Origin of the sequence: Neisseria sp. HMSC061H08 (genome assembly GCF_001836795.1) — a bacterium.
In the GTDB taxonomy this organism is placed as follows: Bacteria; Pseudomonadota; Gammaproteobacteria; order Burkholderiales; family Neisseriaceae; genus Neisseria; species Neisseria subflava_A.
Genome location: NZ_KV830574.1, coordinates 1 through 16762, shown reverse-complemented (window position 1 = coordinate 16762; position 16762 = coordinate 1). Strand labels below are relative to the sequence as shown.

Annotated in this window: 15 protein-coding genes and 1 tRNA gene; 8 read left to right on the top strand and 8 right to left on the bottom strand. The window is 47.8% G+C overall.

Features of this window, described 5'->3' with window-relative positions; genetic code table 11:
• The 6 genes from HMPREF2675_RS05115 to HMPREF2675_RS05085 form a co-directional block, all read right to left on the bottom strand.
• A partial coding sequence (locus tag HMPREF2675_RS05115) for a porin (RefSeq protein WP_070814284.1) occupies positions 1-916 on the bottom strand: 916 nt, incomplete at its 3' end.
• Between the two features lie 390 nt (positions 917-1306).
• Positions 1307-2320 (bottom strand): ketol-acid reductoisomerase, encoded by a 1014-nt coding sequence (gene ilvC / locus HMPREF2675_RS05105; protein ID WP_070646594.1) that lies wholly within the window; start codon positions 2318-2320, stop codon positions 1307-1309.
• 61 nt (positions 2321-2381) lie between these two features.
• Positions 2382-2675, bottom strand: coding sequence for a putative quinol monooxygenase (locus HMPREF2675_RS05100; RefSeq protein ID WP_070814282.1), 294 nt, complete (start codon positions 2673-2675; stop codon positions 2382-2384).
• Between the two features lie 66 nt (positions 2676-2741).
• Positions 2742-3233 carry an acetolactate synthase small subunit gene (gene ilvN / locus HMPREF2675_RS05095; RefSeq protein WP_003685820.1) on the bottom strand — a complete coding sequence of 164 codons (492 nt, stop codon included), beginning with the start codon at positions 3231-3233 and terminating at the stop codon, positions 2742-2744.
• A gap of 10 nt (positions 3234-3243) precedes the next feature.
• Positions 3244-4971: a biosynthetic-type acetolactate synthase large subunit gene (ilvB, locus tag HMPREF2675_RS05090; protein WP_003680037.1), complete on the bottom strand. Its 1728-nt coding sequence runs from the start codon at positions 4969-4971 to the stop codon at positions 3244-3246.
• Between the two features lie 389 nt (positions 4972-5360).
• A tRNA-Leu gene (locus HMPREF2675_RS05085) sits at positions 5361-5445 on the bottom strand.
• A gap of 285 nt (positions 5446-5730) precedes the next feature.
• Here HMPREF2675_RS05085 and HMPREF2675_RS05080 point away from each other — a divergent pair.
• From HMPREF2675_RS05080 to hisD, 4 genes are all read left to right on the top strand, one after another.
• Positions 5731-6393: an SCO family protein gene (locus HMPREF2675_RS05080; RefSeq protein WP_070814281.1), complete on the top strand. Its 663-nt coding sequence runs from the start codon at positions 5731-5733 to the stop codon at positions 6391-6393.
• 82 nt (positions 6394-6475) lie between these two features.
• The gene (gene hisG, locus HMPREF2675_RS05075) at positions 6476-7129 is read left to right on the top strand and encodes an ATP phosphoribosyltransferase (RefSeq protein WP_070814280.1); all 654 of its coding nucleotides are present in this window, start codon (positions 6476-6478) and stop codon (positions 7127-7129) included.
• A 48-nt stretch (positions 7130-7177) separates the two neighbouring features.
• Positions 7178-7903, top strand: a complete 726-nt coding sequence (gene nfsA / locus HMPREF2675_RS05070; protein ID WP_070814279.1) for an oxygen-insensitive NADPH nitroreductase — start codon at positions 7178-7180, stop codon at positions 7901-7903.
• 71 nt (positions 7904-7974) lie between these two features.
• Positions 7975-9267 (top strand): histidinol dehydrogenase, encoded by a 1293-nt coding sequence (gene hisD / locus HMPREF2675_RS05065; RefSeq protein ID WP_070814278.1) that lies wholly within the window; start codon positions 7975-7977, stop codon positions 9265-9267.
• A gap of 106 nt (positions 9268-9373) precedes the next feature.
• Here hisD and HMPREF2675_RS05060 read toward each other — a convergent pair whose 3' ends face one another.
• Positions 9374-10255, bottom strand: a complete 882-nt coding sequence (locus HMPREF2675_RS05060; protein ID WP_070814286.1) for a prephenate dehydrogenase — start codon at positions 10253-10255, stop codon at positions 9374-9376.
• A gap of 296 nt (positions 10256-10551) precedes the next feature.
• Here HMPREF2675_RS05060 and HMPREF2675_RS05055 point away from each other — a divergent pair, with 296 nt between their 5' ends.
• The 4 genes from HMPREF2675_RS05055 to HMPREF2675_RS05040 all read left to right on the top strand — a co-directional run bounded on the left by HMPREF2675_RS05055 (position 10552) and on the right by HMPREF2675_RS05040 (position 15546).
• Positions 10552-11046: a MarR family transcriptional regulator gene (locus HMPREF2675_RS05055; protein WP_070814277.1), complete on the top strand. Its 495-nt coding sequence runs from the start codon at positions 10552-10554 to the stop codon at positions 11044-11046.
• A gap of 49 nt (positions 11047-11095) precedes the next feature.
• Positions 11096-12502 carry an efflux transporter outer membrane subunit gene (locus tag HMPREF2675_RS05050; protein ID WP_070814276.1) on the top strand — a complete coding sequence of 469 codons (1407 nt, stop codon included), beginning with the start codon at positions 11096-11098 and terminating at the stop codon, positions 12500-12502.
• Between the two features lie 225 nt (positions 12503-12727).
• Entirely contained in the window at positions 12728-13918 is a 1191-nt protein-coding gene (locus HMPREF2675_RS05045; protein WP_070814275.1) for an HlyD/EmrA/EmrK family protein, read from the top strand.
• 101 nt (positions 13919-14019) lie between these two features.
• Positions 14020-15546 carry a DHA2 family efflux MFS transporter permease subunit gene (locus HMPREF2675_RS05040; RefSeq protein ID WP_070814274.1) on the top strand — a complete coding sequence of 509 codons (1527 nt, stop codon included), beginning with the start codon at positions 14020-14022 and terminating at the stop codon, positions 15544-15546.
• 43 nt (positions 15547-15589) lie between these two features.
• On the opposite strand, the gene thrB is transcribed toward HMPREF2675_RS05040, so the two are convergent.
• Positions 15590-16507, bottom strand: a complete 918-nt coding sequence (thrB, locus tag HMPREF2675_RS05035; protein WP_070583361.1) for a homoserine kinase — start codon at positions 16505-16507, stop codon at positions 15590-15592.
• Positions 16508-16762 lie beyond the last annotated feature (255 nt).

Below are 16762 nucleotides of genomic sequence, written 5' to 3'. Positions count from 1 at the left end.
CGCTGTTCTCTTGTTTCACGCCTTCTTCTTTAGCTTTAAAGCCGTGAGCGTAAGAAACACGAGGAGTTACATTACCGAAGCGGTAAGCAGCAGTTGCACCAACTTCAGTACGTTCGTTTTTCTTAGCACCAGCTACGTCAGCTTTGAAGCCTTCGTATTGACCTACAACAGCAACCATCAGGTTGTTAGCATCGTAACCAGCAGTCAGACGGTGAGCTTGGTGATCTTTATAAGTACCAGCAGTCAAAGTAGTGTTGCTGTTGAACGCATCCAGGTAACCAGAAGTCAAGTCAGCACGTTTAGCATAAGAACCAGCGTAGCGACCGAAGAAGCCAGAGTTTTCGTAGTTCAGACCCAAGTCGTAAGACTCACGGCTTTTCACAGTGTGAGTGTATTTGTCGCCAGGGTTAGCATTGTCACGAGGTTGGTATTGTACGCTTGCGCTGAAACCACCCAATACAGGAGTATCGTAACGTACAGATACTTTACGAGAATCTACACGTTTGATTTTACCCAATTGCAGAGCGTCTGCGTTAGCATCACTAGATTCCCAAGGGTCGAAGCTATCGCTGCTGTCGTTCAGAGCAGTATTCAAGTTACCGGCACGAACTTTACCGAAACCGCCTTCCAAGCCCAAGAAAGATTCACGGTTAGCGAAACCAGAGTCACCACCGGCGATAGAAGTTTTTTGTTCAACTTGCCAGATAGCATTCAGGTTGCTACCCAAGTGTTCGTGGCCTTTGAAACCGATGCGAGAGCCGAAGTCAGCAATCTCAGTAGCAGTTTTAGAAGAAGTCTTACCCTCTTTTACTTTAGAAATTTCTACGCCAGCTTTAATTTGACCGTACAGAGTTACGTCAGCCATAGCTGCAACAGGCAGAGCCGCCAGAGTCAGGGCAATCAGGGATTTTTTCATTGCTGTTTTCCTTTTTTAAGTGTGAAGAAGCGAGCATTCGTTCTTCTTATTACGATATCGTTCTGTTTCAACGATTCCATGACCATAATATAAAGGTTATGGCTTAAGAAAACAAATTTTCCTCTTGTTTTAGGCGTATTTTTGATTGGAAACGTTGTTTTTTGCAGACAGAGTAGGTATAGAAAATAGTCGTTTATTTCGTAATATGTTTTTTTAAAAGGAAATTTTAGGAGAATCATGAAAGACAGCTTATAGAGGTTGGAGGTAAATGTTATTTATATTGTTTTCAGACGGCCTTGTTGAGTGTGATTTATAGTGTATTGGGTTTTAAAATTATAAAAAACCTGCCTGTGCGAACAACAGGCAGGTTTCATTTGTTTGAAAGACAGATTAGTTTTTGTCTTGGTCAACCAGTTTGTTTTTAGCGATCCAAGGCATCATAGAACGCAGTTGAGCACCCACTTTTTCAATTTGGTGGTCGGCGTTCAGACGGCGACGCGCGGTCATGCTGGCGTAGTTGGTCGCGCCTTCTTGGATGAACATTTTGGCATATTCGCCGCTTTGAATGCGGTACAGTGCTTTTTTCATCGCTGCTTTGGTTGCAGGAGTCACTACTTCAGGGCCGGTAACGTATTCACCGTATTCGGCATTATTGGAAATGGAGTAGTTCATGTTGGCAATACCGCCTTCGTACATCAGGTCAACGATCAGTTTCAGCTCGTGCAGACATTCGAAGTAGGCCATTTCTGGAGCATAGCCGGCTTCAACTAAAGTTTCAAAGCCGCATTTCACCAATTCAACTGCGCCACCGCACAATACGGCTTGTTCGCCGAACAGGTCGGTTTCGGTTTCTTCGCGGAAGTTGGTTTCGATTACGCCGCCTTTAGTGCCGCCGTTGGCTGCTGCGTAAGACAGGGCGATGTCTTTGGCTTTGCCGCTTTTATCTTGGTAAACGGCGATCAGGGAAGGTACGCCGCCGCCTTTCAGGAATTCGCTGCGTACAGTGTGGCCTGGGCCTTTAGGGGCGATCATGATAACGTCGAGGTCGGCGCGGGGTACAATTTGGTTGTAGTGTACGTTGAAGCCGTGGGCAAACGCCAATACTGCGCCTTCTTTCAAGTTAGGCTCGATTTCGTTTTTGTATACGATAGGTTGGTTTTCGTCAGGCAACAGAATCATTACAACATCGGCTGCTTTGGTTGCTTCAGCAACGGTGCGCACGTCGTGGCCGGCTGCTTCGGCTTTTTTCCAAGAGCCGCCTTGGCGCAGACCGATTACGACATTTACGCCGGAATCTTTCAGGTTTGCTGCGTGTGCGTGACCTTGTGAACCGTAACCGATGATGGCAACGGTTTTGCCTTTGATCAGAGAAAGGTCAGCGTCTTTATCGTAATAAACTTGCATTTTATTTCCTTAGTGTAAGAGGGTTCCGGATAATCCGGGTTGAGTTAAAAGTAATAGGGGCTTAAGCGGGGACTTGGTTCATCAAGACGATTTCCAGTGCTTCGGTTTTTCCTTCGATGGATTTGACGAAGTTTTGGAAATGTTCGCTGGCATTGTGCTCATCAATAGCTGCTTTGGATTTCCAGCTTTCTACGAATACGAAACGGTTGGGTTTGCCGATTTCTTGGTGCAGGTCGTAGCTGATGTTGCCTTCTTCTACACGGCTGGCTTTGACCAATTCTTTAAACTGGGCAGCCAGAGCCTCGGTGTATTCGGGTTTGACGGTAACTAATGCAACGATTTGGATGCTTGACATGTTTGTCTCCTGCTGTTTTTCAGACGGCCTTGGTTGAAAGTAACAGGCCGTCTGAACGATACAGCGTTAAATTTTCAAAATACGCTCGCCGCGGCCGATACCGGCTGCGCCTGTGCGTACGGTTTCCAAAATTTGAGCACGACCGACTGTTTCGAGGAAAGAGTCGAGTTTTTCGGTAGAGCCTGTGATTTCGATGGTATAGCTGCGGTCTGTTACATCAATAACGCTGCCGCGGTAGATTTCGGTCAATCGCAGGAATTCGTCGCGGTCTTTGCCGACGGCGCGGACTTTTACCAACATCAGTTCGCGTTCGACAAAACGGCTTTCGTTCAAGTCAACCACTTTGATAACTTCAATTAGTTTGTTGAGTTGTTTGGTGATTTGCTCGATAACGTGTTCGTCGCCATGAGTAACGATGGTCATGCGAGACAAGGTTTTGTCTTCGGTTGGCGCAACAGCCAAGGAGTCGATATTGTAATCGCGTGCGGAGAACAAACCTACCACACGGCTCATCGCACCTGATTCGTTTTCCATCAGAATAGATAAGATATGTCGCATTTTTCTCTCCTTACGCTGACAATGTTTCGCGCATATGCGGCGGCAGAACCATCTCGTCCAAGCCTTTGCCGTTGCCGACCATAGGCAGTACGTTTTGTTTCTTGTCGGTCAAGAAATCGAGGAATACCAGACGGTCTTTTTGGTTTAATGCTTCCAGTAAAGCGCCTTCTACATCGGATTTCTTGTCTACACGGATGCCAATATGGCCGTAGGCTTCAGCCAGTTTGACAAAATCAGGCAATGAGTCGAAATAGGTTTCCGATTCACGGTTGCCGTAATAAAGTTCTTGCCATTGGCGGACCATGCCGAGGTAGCCGTTGTTCAGGGTAACGACGTTAACCGGAACTCGGTATTGGAAGCAGGTCGACAGCTCTTGGATGTTCATCTGAATCGAGCCTTCGCCGGTGATGCAGAATACATCTTGATCAGGAGCAGCCAGTTTCGCACCGATGGCATATGGCAAGCCGACGCCCATTGTGCCTAAACCGCCGGAATTGAGCCATTGGCGAGGACGCTCAAATGGGTAATATTGGGCGGTAAACATTTGGTGCTGACCGACGTCGGAAGTAATGATGGCAGAATTATTGGTGATTTCGGCCAGTTTTTGAATGACGTATTGCGGTTTGATGATTTCGCTTTCATTATCAAACCACAGGCAGTTGCGCGAACGCCATTCTTCGATGCTTTTCCACCATTTATCCAATGAGTCGGCTGCAGGTGCAGATTCTTGCTTACCCCACAATTGAATCATTTCGGACAATACGTTTTTCACATCGCCGACAATCGGGATATCCACTTTGACGCGTTTGGCAATGCTGGACGGGTCAACGTCGATATGAATAATTTTTTTAGCTTTTTCAAAGAATTTGGACGGTACGGAAATCACGCGGTCATCGAAGCGCGCACCGATTGCCAGTACAACGTCTGCATTCTGCATGGCGAGGTTGGCTTCGTAAGTACCGTGCATACCCAGCATGCCCAAGAATTGGCGGTCACTGGAAGGGTATGCACCCAAGCCCATCAATGTACCGGTACAAGGAGCGCCGATCATGCGGACGAATTTGGTCATTTCCTCAGAGGCATTGCCCAAAACCACGCCGCCGCCGAAGTAAACAATAGGGCGTTTGGCGGAAGCCAGCATTTGTACGGCTTTTTTGATTTGACCGATGTGGCCTTGTACAACCGGTTGGTAAGAGCGGATGAAGATGTCTTCTTGCGGATAGCTGAATTTAGCCATTGCTTGGGTAACATCTTTAGGAACATCGACAACAACGGGACCCGGACGGCCGCTTGCGGCAATTTGGAAAGCTTTTTTGATGGTGTCTGCCAACTCAGCAATATTGGTTACCAAGAAATTGTGTTTGACACAAGGGCGGGTAATGCCGACCGTATCCACTTCTTGGAATGCGTCTGTCCCGATAAGGGAGTTGCCCACTTGGCCGCTGATAACTACCAACGGAATAGAGTCGCTGTAAGCAGTGGCGATGCCGGTCAGCGCATTGGTCACGCCTGGGCCGGAAGTTACCAAGGCAACGCCGACTTTGCCGCTGACACGGGCATAAGCATCTGCCGCATGTACGGCTGCCTGCTCGTGGCGAACCAGGATGTGCTTGAATTTATTGAGTTGGAAAAGGGCATCGTAGATTTCGATAACCGCGCCGCCTGGATAGCCAAATACATACTCGACACCTTCGGCTTTGAGACTTTGCACGATGATTTGTGCGCCAGATAATTGCATATTGACCTCTTTTATATGGTTTCAAACCAATAGGAACAATCCGCCTCACCACAGCACCTGTAATGCAATTCCACCAAGCAGCGATTTAGGGTACGCGCACTGAGGGAATACGATGACAGTCAGACTATCCAAGCAATTGGAAAGAAACACAGAGTTTGTGAAAAAGAGTAGAAACGATAACGCAATCCGACTGTACAAGCAAGACAAAATCTTTCATCTTTTAACGTTTAAGGAGTGAAAATAGATTATCGTTTGATTTTAAAGAAATAAAAAAACAGTTTGATTGAGCTTGATGTGGGGAGATTGTTGACAGTTTGAGTAAGGAGAAGGTTTTTGTAAATGATAAATAGCAAAAAACCTCTTGACTGAATCAAGAGGTTTTTTTAATTTGGTGCCCAGGGTCGGACTCGAACCGACACACCTTGCGGCGGGGGATTTTGAGTCCCCTGCGTCTACCAATTTCGCCACCTGGGCTAGCGAAGAAGTCGTCATTATAGCGAGTTCTCGAATTTTGTAAAGCAGTAATTGAAAAAAAATTGGATTATTTTTATATTTGTTTGATTTTTAATGAATTAAACTTTTTACGTTTGATGGCTATCTAAATGGAAGGCAGATTTTTAAAACAAAAAAAGCAGTATTTATCTGTAAAAAGGGCTATATTTAATGTGTCAAACGCGTTAATATGAAGATGTTTTGTTTTTATATCGGCCGGGCGGTTGTTTGGCTTCACTTAATTTGAAACGGTTTTGGAGAAAATTTATGCTTTCCGTTACACGAACTTTCCTACTCAGTGCTTTTGCGTTGGCTGCTCTGGCTGCTTGTCAGCCTAAAGAAGAGACCAAAGAGGCTTCTTCGACACCTGCCGCTTCTGCTGCGCCTGCTGCTTCCGGTGAGTCTGCGCCCAAAGTGCAAGCGCGCGGTACCGATATGCGCAAAGAAGATATTGGCGGTGATTTTACATTGACCGATGGCGACGGCAAACCTTTCAGCCTGAGCGACTTGAAAGGCAAAGTGGTTATCCTGTCTTTCGGTTATACCCACTGTCCTGACGTATGCCCAACCGAGTTGCTGACTTTCAGCGACACGTTGAAACAATTGGGCGATCAGGCTAAAGACGTGAAAGTAGTATTTGTCAGCATCGACCCTGAGCGCGATACACCTGAAGTAATCGGCAAATACGCCAAACAGTTCAACCCTGATTTTATCGGCCTGACGGCTACCGGCGATCAAAGCCTGCCTGTCATCAAACAGCAATACCGTGTGGTATCGGCTAAAGTAAACCAAAAAGAAGACAGCGAAAACTATTTGGTCGACCACTCTTCAGGTGCATATTTGATTGATAAAAACGGCGAAGTGGCGATTTTCTCGCCTTATGGCAGCGAGCCGGAAACGATTGCGGCTGATGTGAAAACTTTATTGTAAAAACGTAGTTGAGGCCGTCTGAAATGGGTTGTAGATTTCAGACGGCCTTCTTGTTTTTGATACGGCAAAGGAGAAGAACAAAATGACCGACACACTTTTAACGGTTGCTTTATCCAAGGGACGAATTTTTGAGGAAACCCTGCCGCTGTTGGCCGCCGCCGGTATTGTGCCTGCGGAAGAGCCGGAAAAGTCGCGCAAGCTGATTATTGGCACGAATCATGACAATATCCGTTTGGTGATTGTGCGAGCGACCGATGTGCCGACTTATGTGCAATATGGTGCGGCGGATTTCGGTATTGCCGGCAAGGATGTGTTGATTGAGCATGGCGGAGATGGCCTGTATCAACCTTTGGATTTGCACATCGCCTCATGCCGCATGATGGTTGCGGTGAAAAAAGGTTTTGATTACGCCGCCGCTTCCAAACCCGGCAGCCGCTTGCGGATTGCCACCAAATATCCAGACATCGCCGCCGAACACTTTGCCGACAAGGGTGTGCATGTGGACATCATCAAACTGTACGGCTCGATGGAACTTGCGCCTTTGGTCGGTTTGAGCGACGCGATTGTCGATTTGGTTTCCAGCGGCAATACATTGAAGGCCAATGGTTTGGAAGCTGTGGAACATGTGGCTGATATTTCCAGCCGCTTGGTGGTCAACAAGGCGGCGTTGAAAACCAAATATGCGCTGTTGAATCCGATTATTCAGGCATTTGAAAATGCCGCTAAGGCCGTCTGAAAAGTTTTTGGCAAAACCTGTCTGCCAACCCAGTTTGAAAGCCCCGTCATGATGCAAAGCAAACCGACACTCGATACGATTCTTTCCCATCGTTCCATCCGCAGGTTTACTTCCGAGCCGATTGCCGATGAAATCCTTGATACGCTGGTTCGCGCCGGACAGCAGGCTTCGACTTCCAACAATCTGCAATGCGTTTCCATCATCCGCGTATCCGATCTTGCGCTGAGGCAGGGGATACATGAAGCGGCAGGAAGCGCACCTTATATTGTCCATTGTGCGGAATTTTTATTGTTTTGCATCGATTTTTCCAAACACAAGGCAATGTTTCCCGATGCGCAAATTGATTGGGCGGAAGTCACCCTGATTGGCGCGGTCGATGCGGGCATTATGGCGCAAAACGTATTGCTTGCCGCCGAATCGATTGGGCTGGGCGGCGTGTATATCGGCGCGTTGCGCAATAATGTGCAAAAAGTGTCGGACGTATTGAACCTGCCGGATTATTGCGTGCCTTTGGTGGGGTTGTGCCTCGGTTATCCCGATCAAGACCCGCCGCTCAAACCGCGCCTGCCTAAGGAAATGGTCTATGCCGAAAACGCCTGTCCGAGCCTGAATGCCGATGCGGTTGAAGCCTATAATCAGGCAGTAGCGGATTATTATGAGTTACGCAAGGGAAGTCCGATACCTTGGAAAGAATCGCTGGCCAAAACCTTGGGTAACCCTGTGCGGCCGCATATGTTGGCGTTTTTGCAGAAAAAAGGTTTTTTGAAAAGATAATGTTCAGACGGCCTTTGAGTGATTGAGGCCGTCTGAAAACAATAGGAATGAAACAAGGAAGAGAGTAAACCATGAAGAAACTCGACACCCAATCCCCTAATTTTCAAGCCGAACTCAAAGCGTTACTCGCTTTTGAAACCGCGCAAAACCCTGAAATCGACCGTATTGTTGCCGACATCTGCGCCGATGTTCAAAAACGCGGCGATGCAGCGCTGATTGAATATACCAACCGCTTTGACGGTACATCCGCACAAACCATTGACGATTTAATCCTGACGCAAGACGATTTGCAGTCTGCGTTTGAACGTTTGCCCGAAAACATTCAGACGGCCTTGAAAACGGCCGCGCAACGGGTGGAAAGCTACCATAAACACCAAAAAATGGAATCGTGGACGTACGAAGACGAAGACGGCACGCTTTTGGGCCAACAGATTACGCCGCTTGACCGTGTCGGTATTTATGTTCCGGGCGGTAAAGCCGCTTATCCGAGTTCCGTCATCATGAACGCGATGCCTGCCCACGTTGCCGGCGTGAAAGAAATCATCATGGTCGTTCCCACTCCGAAAGGCGAGCGCAACGATATTGTGTTGGCGGCTGCTTTTGTGGCTGGTGTGACCAAAGTGTTTACGGTCGGCGGTGCTCAGGCGGTTGCGGCTTTGGCTTATGGTACGGAATCCGTGCCTCAAGTCGATAAGATTACCGGCCCGGGCAATGCTTTTGTCGCTGCGGCCAAGCGACGCGTGTTCGGCGTGGTCGGCATCGACATGGTGGCAGGGCCGTCTGAAATTCTGGTGATTGCCGATGGCACGACGCCTGCCGATTGGGTGGCCATGGATTTGTTCAGTCAGGCGGAACACGATGAAATTGCACAAGCGATTTTGATTGGTACTTCTCAAGCGTATTTGGACGAAGTTCAGACGGCCATGAACCGCTTGATTGAAACCATGCCGCGCCGTTCGATTATTGAAGCGTCATTGGGCAACCGCGGCGCAATGATTTTGGCTAAAGACTTGGACGAAGCCTGCGAAATCGCCAACTATATTTCTCCCGAACACTTGGAGCTGTCGGTCGAGAATCCGCAAGAGTGGGCGAAAAAAATCCGCCATGCCGGCGCGATTTTCATGGGACGCTATACCAGTGAAAGCCTTGGCGACTATTGCGCAGGGCCCAACCACGTTTTGCCGACCAGCCGCACGGCGCGTTTCTCTTCTCCTTTGGGAACATATGATTTCCAAAAACGCTCCAGTCTGATTCAGGTTTCAGAACAAGGGGCGCAGAAGTTGGGCAAAACCGCCAGCGTGTTGGCGCATGGCGAAAGCTTGACCGCGCACGCCAGAGCGGCTGAGTTCCGTTTGAAAGACTGAGTGAAACGTTGAAGTCGTAAGAAATCTAAAAGGGCATCTAAACAGATGCCCTTTTTATTGTGATGAAGGTTTGGCCGAGAAGGTCTCAGGCCGTCTGAAAACAGGTTTAACGGTTTTTCAGCCAGTCATTACGCATTTGTGCGGCTTCTTCAAAATAGCGGTAAAGCTCGGTTTTGTTGCCGTCTGAAAGGAGTTGTTCCAATTTGGATAATTGTTCTTTCAAATCGCTGGTCAGTTTGAGCAGGGTAGGGCGGTTGGCCATGCTGATGTCGGTCCAAACGGCAGGGTGGCTGGAGGCAATGCGGGTAAAGTCGCGAAAGCCGGTGGCGGCATAGGGGAGGTAGTCTTTGCCGTGCGGATGGTCGACCAAAGCGTGGACATAGGCAAAGGCGGCCAAGTGCGGCAAGTGGGAAACGGCGGCAAAAATATTGTCGTGTTCTTCGGCACTCATGGTGAAAATCTGCGAACCAACCGCCTGCCACAGGCTTTTCAACCGTCTTAGGCCGTCTGAAGCCTCGTGGCCGTGCAAGGTAATGATCAGGCGGCTGTTTTGAAACAAACCGCAACGCGCGGATTTTGCGCCGCTTTGATCCGAACCGGCAATCGGGTGGGCGGCAAAACATTGCGGCAGGCGGTCTGATAAGTGGGTGCGGAAGGCATTGAGTGCCGATTGTTTGGTGCTGCCGACATCGGAAACGCAGGCGGTGTCTTTTAAGAAGGGTTTGATGTCGCGGCATACGTCAGGCAGGACGGAGACTGGAGTGGCAATTAAAACCAAATCGGCATTGCCGATGCTTTCGGCGCAAATATTCGGATAGGCATGGTCGATGATGCCGCAGTCAAGCGCGTAATTGAGGTTGTCGGCATTGGTGTCGATGCCGGTAACGCTTTGCACCAGCCCCAAGCGTTTGAGGTCGAGCATGAACGATCCGCCGATTAAACCGACGCCGATAAGGGTGATATGGGGGAAAAAGGCGGAAGTGTTCATGGTTTGCATCCGGTTTAAGTGGAAAAGCTTATTTTAATCTGTTATGGAGGTCGTCTGAAAGTTGTCATCAAGGTTTCAGACGGCCTTTTTTATGGTTAGATTCTCATGATTTAGGCATAGAAAAATCCGTTTAGTAGGATCATGTAACCGATTATCAGATTTTCATACACTAAAATAATCATCTGAATTAGTATAACGTCTTAAAGTAAGTAATTGGTATCTTAAAGTAAATTATTACATCATATTTTATTTTGATTGATATCGAATAAAATAACTCACTCAGAAAGAAGGAATTTATGAGTTTTTCACAAACCGAATTAGTCAACGCAATGCGTTTGCTTTCTACCCGTCTGCCGCAGTTTCCGGAGCAGCAAAACCAAGTATCCCGCATGTTGCGCATCGTAACCGAACGTTTGAGCAGCCATTTGAACGAAAACCTAAAAGCGTTCGGCATCAATGAAAACCTGTGGTTTTCCCTGATGGCGGTTTACGTCAGCCCAAACAGCGAAATCCTGCCTTCACGCTTGAGCGACCTGATGGACTTGACGCGCACCAGTGCGACACGCCTGTCGGACGACATGGTTGAGCGCGGTTGGGTAGAGCGTTATATCAATCAAAAAGACCGTCGTCAGATTGTGCTAAAATTGACCCCTTCGGGTGAGACCTTTATCCACAAAGTATGGCCGCAAATTGCCCGTCAGAGCGGCCAAGCGTGGGAAGATTTCACGAAAGAGGATTATGATATGCTGCAACACCTGTTGGGTAAACTGTTGAACCGTTTGGGTAATTGACAACAGACGGCCTGATGGTCTGCGGCAGACACACATCAACGGAGTCTGTATGAAATTAGGTTTGGTCAAATCAAGCATATGCGTTGCCGCTGTTTCGCTGTTGGCGGCATGTGCGCCGTTCGGCAAACAGTCGCCTTTGGATGAGACAACAGCCTATCCGCTGCCGCAAGGCCAATCTGCCGCTACTGCCCAAGACGGCTGGTGGATGAAGCTGAAAGATAAAAAATTAAACAATTTGATTGCTTCCGCCATTCAGACGTCTACCAATCTGCGTGTCGTCAAAGCAAGGTTTGAGCAGGCTCAGGCGCAGCTGGGCGTTGTAGGAGCCGCAAACAAACCGCAAGTCGGCTTGGGTGTAACCGGTATTGGTACCTATGTTTCACCCAAACCTCAAGCCGGTATGGTCGATACCGACCATACTTTGGTTTTGGCGCACGCAGCTTTACAAGGCAGCTTGGTTTTCGACTTTTGGGGTAAAAACCGAGAGCAGATTCAAGCTGTTTTAGGAAAAAGCAGAGCTGCGGTGTATGAAGCGCATCATATCCGCACCGAGTTGGCTCACGCCGTTGCCGCCCAATATTTTGCGTGGCAGATGGCGACAGAACAACTGGCGCTGCTGGATACGCGCATAGAGTTGGCGGATAAAGCATTGAAACTGATGCAACAACGCGTTAAAGCGCAACTGGCTCCTGCCGATGCGTTGCACGCTCTGGAAATGGCGCAACAACAATTGCAGCTTGAAAAATCGGCATGGACTCAGAAAAACGAGAAAATCCGCAACAGTCTGGCAGTATTGACCGGCCGTGTACCGGGTGCATTAAATGGACAGGTTCCGGAAAAAATGGCCGCTGTGCCGTCATTGCCGGTTAACCGTATTGAAGCGGACTTGCTGGCGGCCCGCCCCGATATCGCGGCACAAAAAGCCTTGCTTGAAGAGAAATGGCATATCGTCAAATCAACCGAAGCAGAGTTTTATCCGAATATTGAGTTGAAAGTTTTGGCAGGCATGACGCATATTGATGCGTTCAATCTGATTCGCGGACGGACATCCGGTATGTTGGGCATCGTTCCGGCTTTGAATCTGCCATTGTTTACTTCCGGCGCGCTGCAGTCCAAATTGGCGGGCAAACGTGCCCAATATAACGAGCAGGTTGCCGTGTATGACCAAACTGTTTTGAATGCCATGCGTTCGGCGGCAGATGCCGTAGTCGACTACCAAAGCCTGAAAAGCCGACAAGATACTTGGAACAAGATGGTCAATATCGCGGATAAATCTGTACAAAATGCGAAAGGACGCGTTCGTGCAGGCTTGGATAACGGTTTGACCGCTTTGCAAAAACAAGACGAAGCTGTGCGTACGAAAATGTCGGCGGTTCAATATCATGCAGAATATCTGACAGCTTGGAGTAATCTCAATGCCCAATTGGGCGGAGGTTTTAAGTTAAATAAGAAATAAACGTTTGATTAAAACGGCAGGCCGTCTGAAAGGGATTTCAGACGGCCTTTTCCTTACCTGATTTACATTTGCTACCGGAAGAAATTATTGTAATGAATAGAGTGTAACTATAGAATATGACTCTTTAGCGCGTTAAACGCGCGTATTGGGGACTGATGATATAAGTCAGCTGCCCGACAAGACACTAATATCGTTATCACATGTGCAGAATTAAAGTTAGGACTTATGGATACTCAATCAGAAAAAAATAATGTCCAAAAAGAAACGGAAGTAGCCGCTTCCGGCGCTAAAACGCATCGCAAACGCAATTTAGTTATCGTTACACTCCTATTCCTTATTGCGGCAGCAGGAGTCGCTTTGGCGTATTTCCTGTTTTGGCAACATGAAGAAGAAACGGAAGATGCTTATGTGGCCGGTCATTTGGTGATGATTACGCCGCAGGTGAACGGCACGGTGCGCAAAGTCATGTATGACGATACGGATGTCGTGAAAAAAGGCGATGTGTTGGTGGCTTTGGATGACAGCGATTTTCAGCTGGCATACGATCGCGCGCAAAATGAATTGATTCAGGCCATTCGTCAAAACAAACAGCAGGCTGCGGTCAATTCAAAAGCCAAAGCTCAAGTGTTGTTGCGCAAAGCCGATTTGGCCCGTGCACAAGCCGATTTGCGCCGCCGCGAATCTTTGGCGGGTACGGAAGCGGTTTCCGGCGAAGAACTCAGCCATGCTCGCGCCGCTGTGGTTCAGGCTCAGGCTGCATTGAAAGCGGTTGAGGCGGAAGAAGTTTCTGCTCAGGCAGCGTTGGGCAACAATATTCCTCTGCGCCAACAACCGGCAGTTCAGACGGCCATCAGCCACATCAAAGACGCTTGGCTGAATCTGCAACGTACGCAAATCCGTTCGCCGATTAGCGGTCAAATTGCCAAACGCAATGTCCAAGTCGGCCAACGTATCGCACAAGGTACGCTGATGATGGCCGTTGTGCCTCTGTCTGAATTGTGGGTGGATGCCAACTTTAAAGAATCGCAACTGCGCAAAATGAAAATCGGCCAGCCTGTTGAAATGACAGCCGATTTGTACGGCAGTAAAGTGGTTTACCATGGCAAGGTAATGGGCTTGTCGGCAGGTACGGGCAGTGCGTTCTCATTACTGCCGGCTCAAAACGCAACGGGCAACTGGATTAAAGTCGTGCAACGTGTACCGGTGCGTATCAGTTTGGATGCTAAAGAATTGCAACAAAATCCGCTCCGTGTCGGTTTGTCGATGACTGTTAAAGTCGATATTGCCGAGAAGGGCAGCGGTAAAGCCATGACTGCCGAAGCAGAACGAAATACTGCGCTGCCGGAAACGGAAAGTGTGGATTGGAAAGCCGCCGATGCTTTAGTCGATAAAATCTTCGAGCAATACGCAAAATAATCTTTTCAGACGGCCTGGGTCTTTCATTGAAGGCTCAGGCCGTCTGAAATATTGATTCTCTTCAATCGACCGCTTTGGCGGTTGTCTTATAGTTTAAAAATATGAATTATCCGCCGTTACAAGGGTTTAAGCTGGTGTTGGCAACGTTGGCGCTCAGCTTGGCCGTATTTATGGAAGTCTTGGACAGCACCATCGCCAACGTCGCCGTGCCTGTTATCGCAGGGGATTTGGGTGCGGCGACCACGCAGGGCACTTGGGTGATTACCTCATTTGCCGTAGCCAATGCCATTTCCGTCCCCCTGACCGGCTTTTTGGCCAAGCGGTTTGGCGAGGTTAAAATCTTTATTGCTGCCGTGATTGGTTTTGTTGTAACGTCATGGCTGTGCGGTATGGCGCATAATCTTCAAGCCTTGGTTTTTTTCCGGGTGTTGCAAGGCTTTATCGCCGGGCCTTTGATTCCCTTGTCCCAAAGTCTTCTGATGGCTTCCTATCCGCCTGAAAAACGAACATTGGCATTGGCTTTATGGGCGATGACTGTTGTCGTTGCCCCTGTATTGGGGCCGATTTTGGGCGGTTGGATTTCGGACAACTGGCATTGGGGATGGATTTTCTTTATCAATATCCCAATCGGGGTTTTATCCGCCTCCATTGCTTGGAAACAGCTTAGACACAGGGAAACCGAAATCGTCAGGGCGCCGATTGATTATGTCGGGCTGGTGTTGATGATTGTCGGTATCGGCGCATTGCAAATGATGCTTGATAGGGGCAAAGAGTTGGATTGGTTTGCCTCAGGAGAGATTATCGTTTTGGGCGTTACCGCTTTGGTGTTTCTGACCTATTTTATTGTTTGGGAGCTGGGCGAGAAATACCCGATTGTCGATTTGTCATTGTTTAAAAATAGAAACTTTACGATAGGCGTTGTTGCGACATCCTTGGGCTTTATGGTCTATATGGGTACATTGACCCTGCTGCCTTTGGTGTTGCAATCAAATCTCGACTATACCGCTACTTGGGCTGGTTTGGCTGCTGCACCGGTAGGTTTTCTGCCGATTATTCTGTCGCCGATTATTGGTAAGTTTGGCAATCGCGTCGATATGCGCCTGTTTGTCAGTGCCAGCTTCTTGGTGTTTGCCTATACATTCCATTGGCGAACCGACTTCTATGCCGGCATGGATATGAGCAACGTCGTTTGGCCACAGTTTTGGCAGGGTTTAGGCGTAGCCATGTTCTTCCTGCCCCTGACCAGTATCACCTTATCACATATGAAGGGCAACCAAATTGCCTCGGCCAGTAGCTTGTCTAATTTCTTGCGAGTCTTTATGGGCGGTGTCGGAGTGTCCGTTGTCAGCACCATGTGGGAACGGCGCGAAGCTCTGCACCATACTCAGCTGACCGAACATATTAATTCATTGTCCTCAATCAGCAACCAATCTATTCAAGGCATGATGGCCAATGGCCTGAGCAAAGAGCAAGCCCTGGCTACGATAAATAGTACTATTTCCCAACAAGGCTTTATTATTGGCTCAAATGAAATCTTCTTGGCAGGCAGTATCATATTCATCAGTATGATTCCCATTATTTGGCTGGCAAGACCTCCGTTTAGCGGTTCCGGCGGGGGAGGGCATTAGATAAAAGGCCGTCTGAATTTCAGACGGCCTTTTATCTATTATATTATTTAAAACTCAATAATAGATCTCTAAATGCATTTGGATCTTTAATAAACGTCATTTCTCCTGATTGAGGGAAATGGAAATCAAGTAGGCGAGATACCCAGAAACGAATACATCCGGCTCTTTGTGCAGTAGGAAAATACGCGTGTTCTTCATCAGATAATGGACGTACGCTTTCATAGCCATGGATAAAGGCATCATAAAGGACAGGGTCTAATTTGTTATCAGCTGTTCGTGCCCAATCGTTAACCGCAATTGCCAGGTCGTACATGAAATTACCGTTACACGCATAATAGAAGTCGATAAAGCCGGAAACTTCATCTCCATTAAGCAATACGTTGTCCTTAAATAAATCGGCATGGATAATACCGGAAGGTAAATGCTCTCCTAGATTTTCATCTAAAGCTGCAATTTCAGATTGAAGCAGTGCAGCATCCTCAGAATCTAAAACAGGCAGCAACTGAGTGCAGGCATCGTGCCACCAGTCATCATAACGAGGATTTTTCATTTTTAAAGGAAAGTCTTGGCCGGCTAAATGCATTTTGGCCAGCATAGCACCGGTATGGAAGCATTGAGCTTCAGTTGGCCAGCCAGTATCAGAACCATTCAAACAAGTAACCAAACAAGCCGGTTTTCCGGCCAAAATAGAATGCAGTCCGCCATCTTTACGAGCAATCGGAGCGGCGCAGGCAACACCATTCAGACTCAAATGCTGGTTTAGTTCTAGAAAGAAAGGCAGTTCTTCTGATTTCAAAACCTCAAAAACAGTCAATACATAACGACCGGTTGAAGTAGTCAAAAAATAATTACTATTAGTAATTCCTTGAGCAATCCCCTGCAAAGAAACAAAATCTCCCAAATCATATTGCAGAAGGAAGTCACGCATTTGAGCGTCGGAAACACTGGTATAGACAGACATAGCAAACTCGAGGCTGATATAAAAGAATCAAGGAAACATCATACCAAAAAACAAGCGCCAACAATATAAATTAAAGCGAGGGTCAAATTCAAAAGGCCGTCTGAAATACTCTTTCAGACGGCCTTAGTATTGAATCGGGTTGGATTTGGAAAGAGAATAGGGAAGTTTTGAATGTTTTTAGAAAAATAAAAACCCTGTTAAAACAGGGTGGTGGTTAAATTTTTGAAAATAATTTTGCGAAAGGTGTTGACTGGT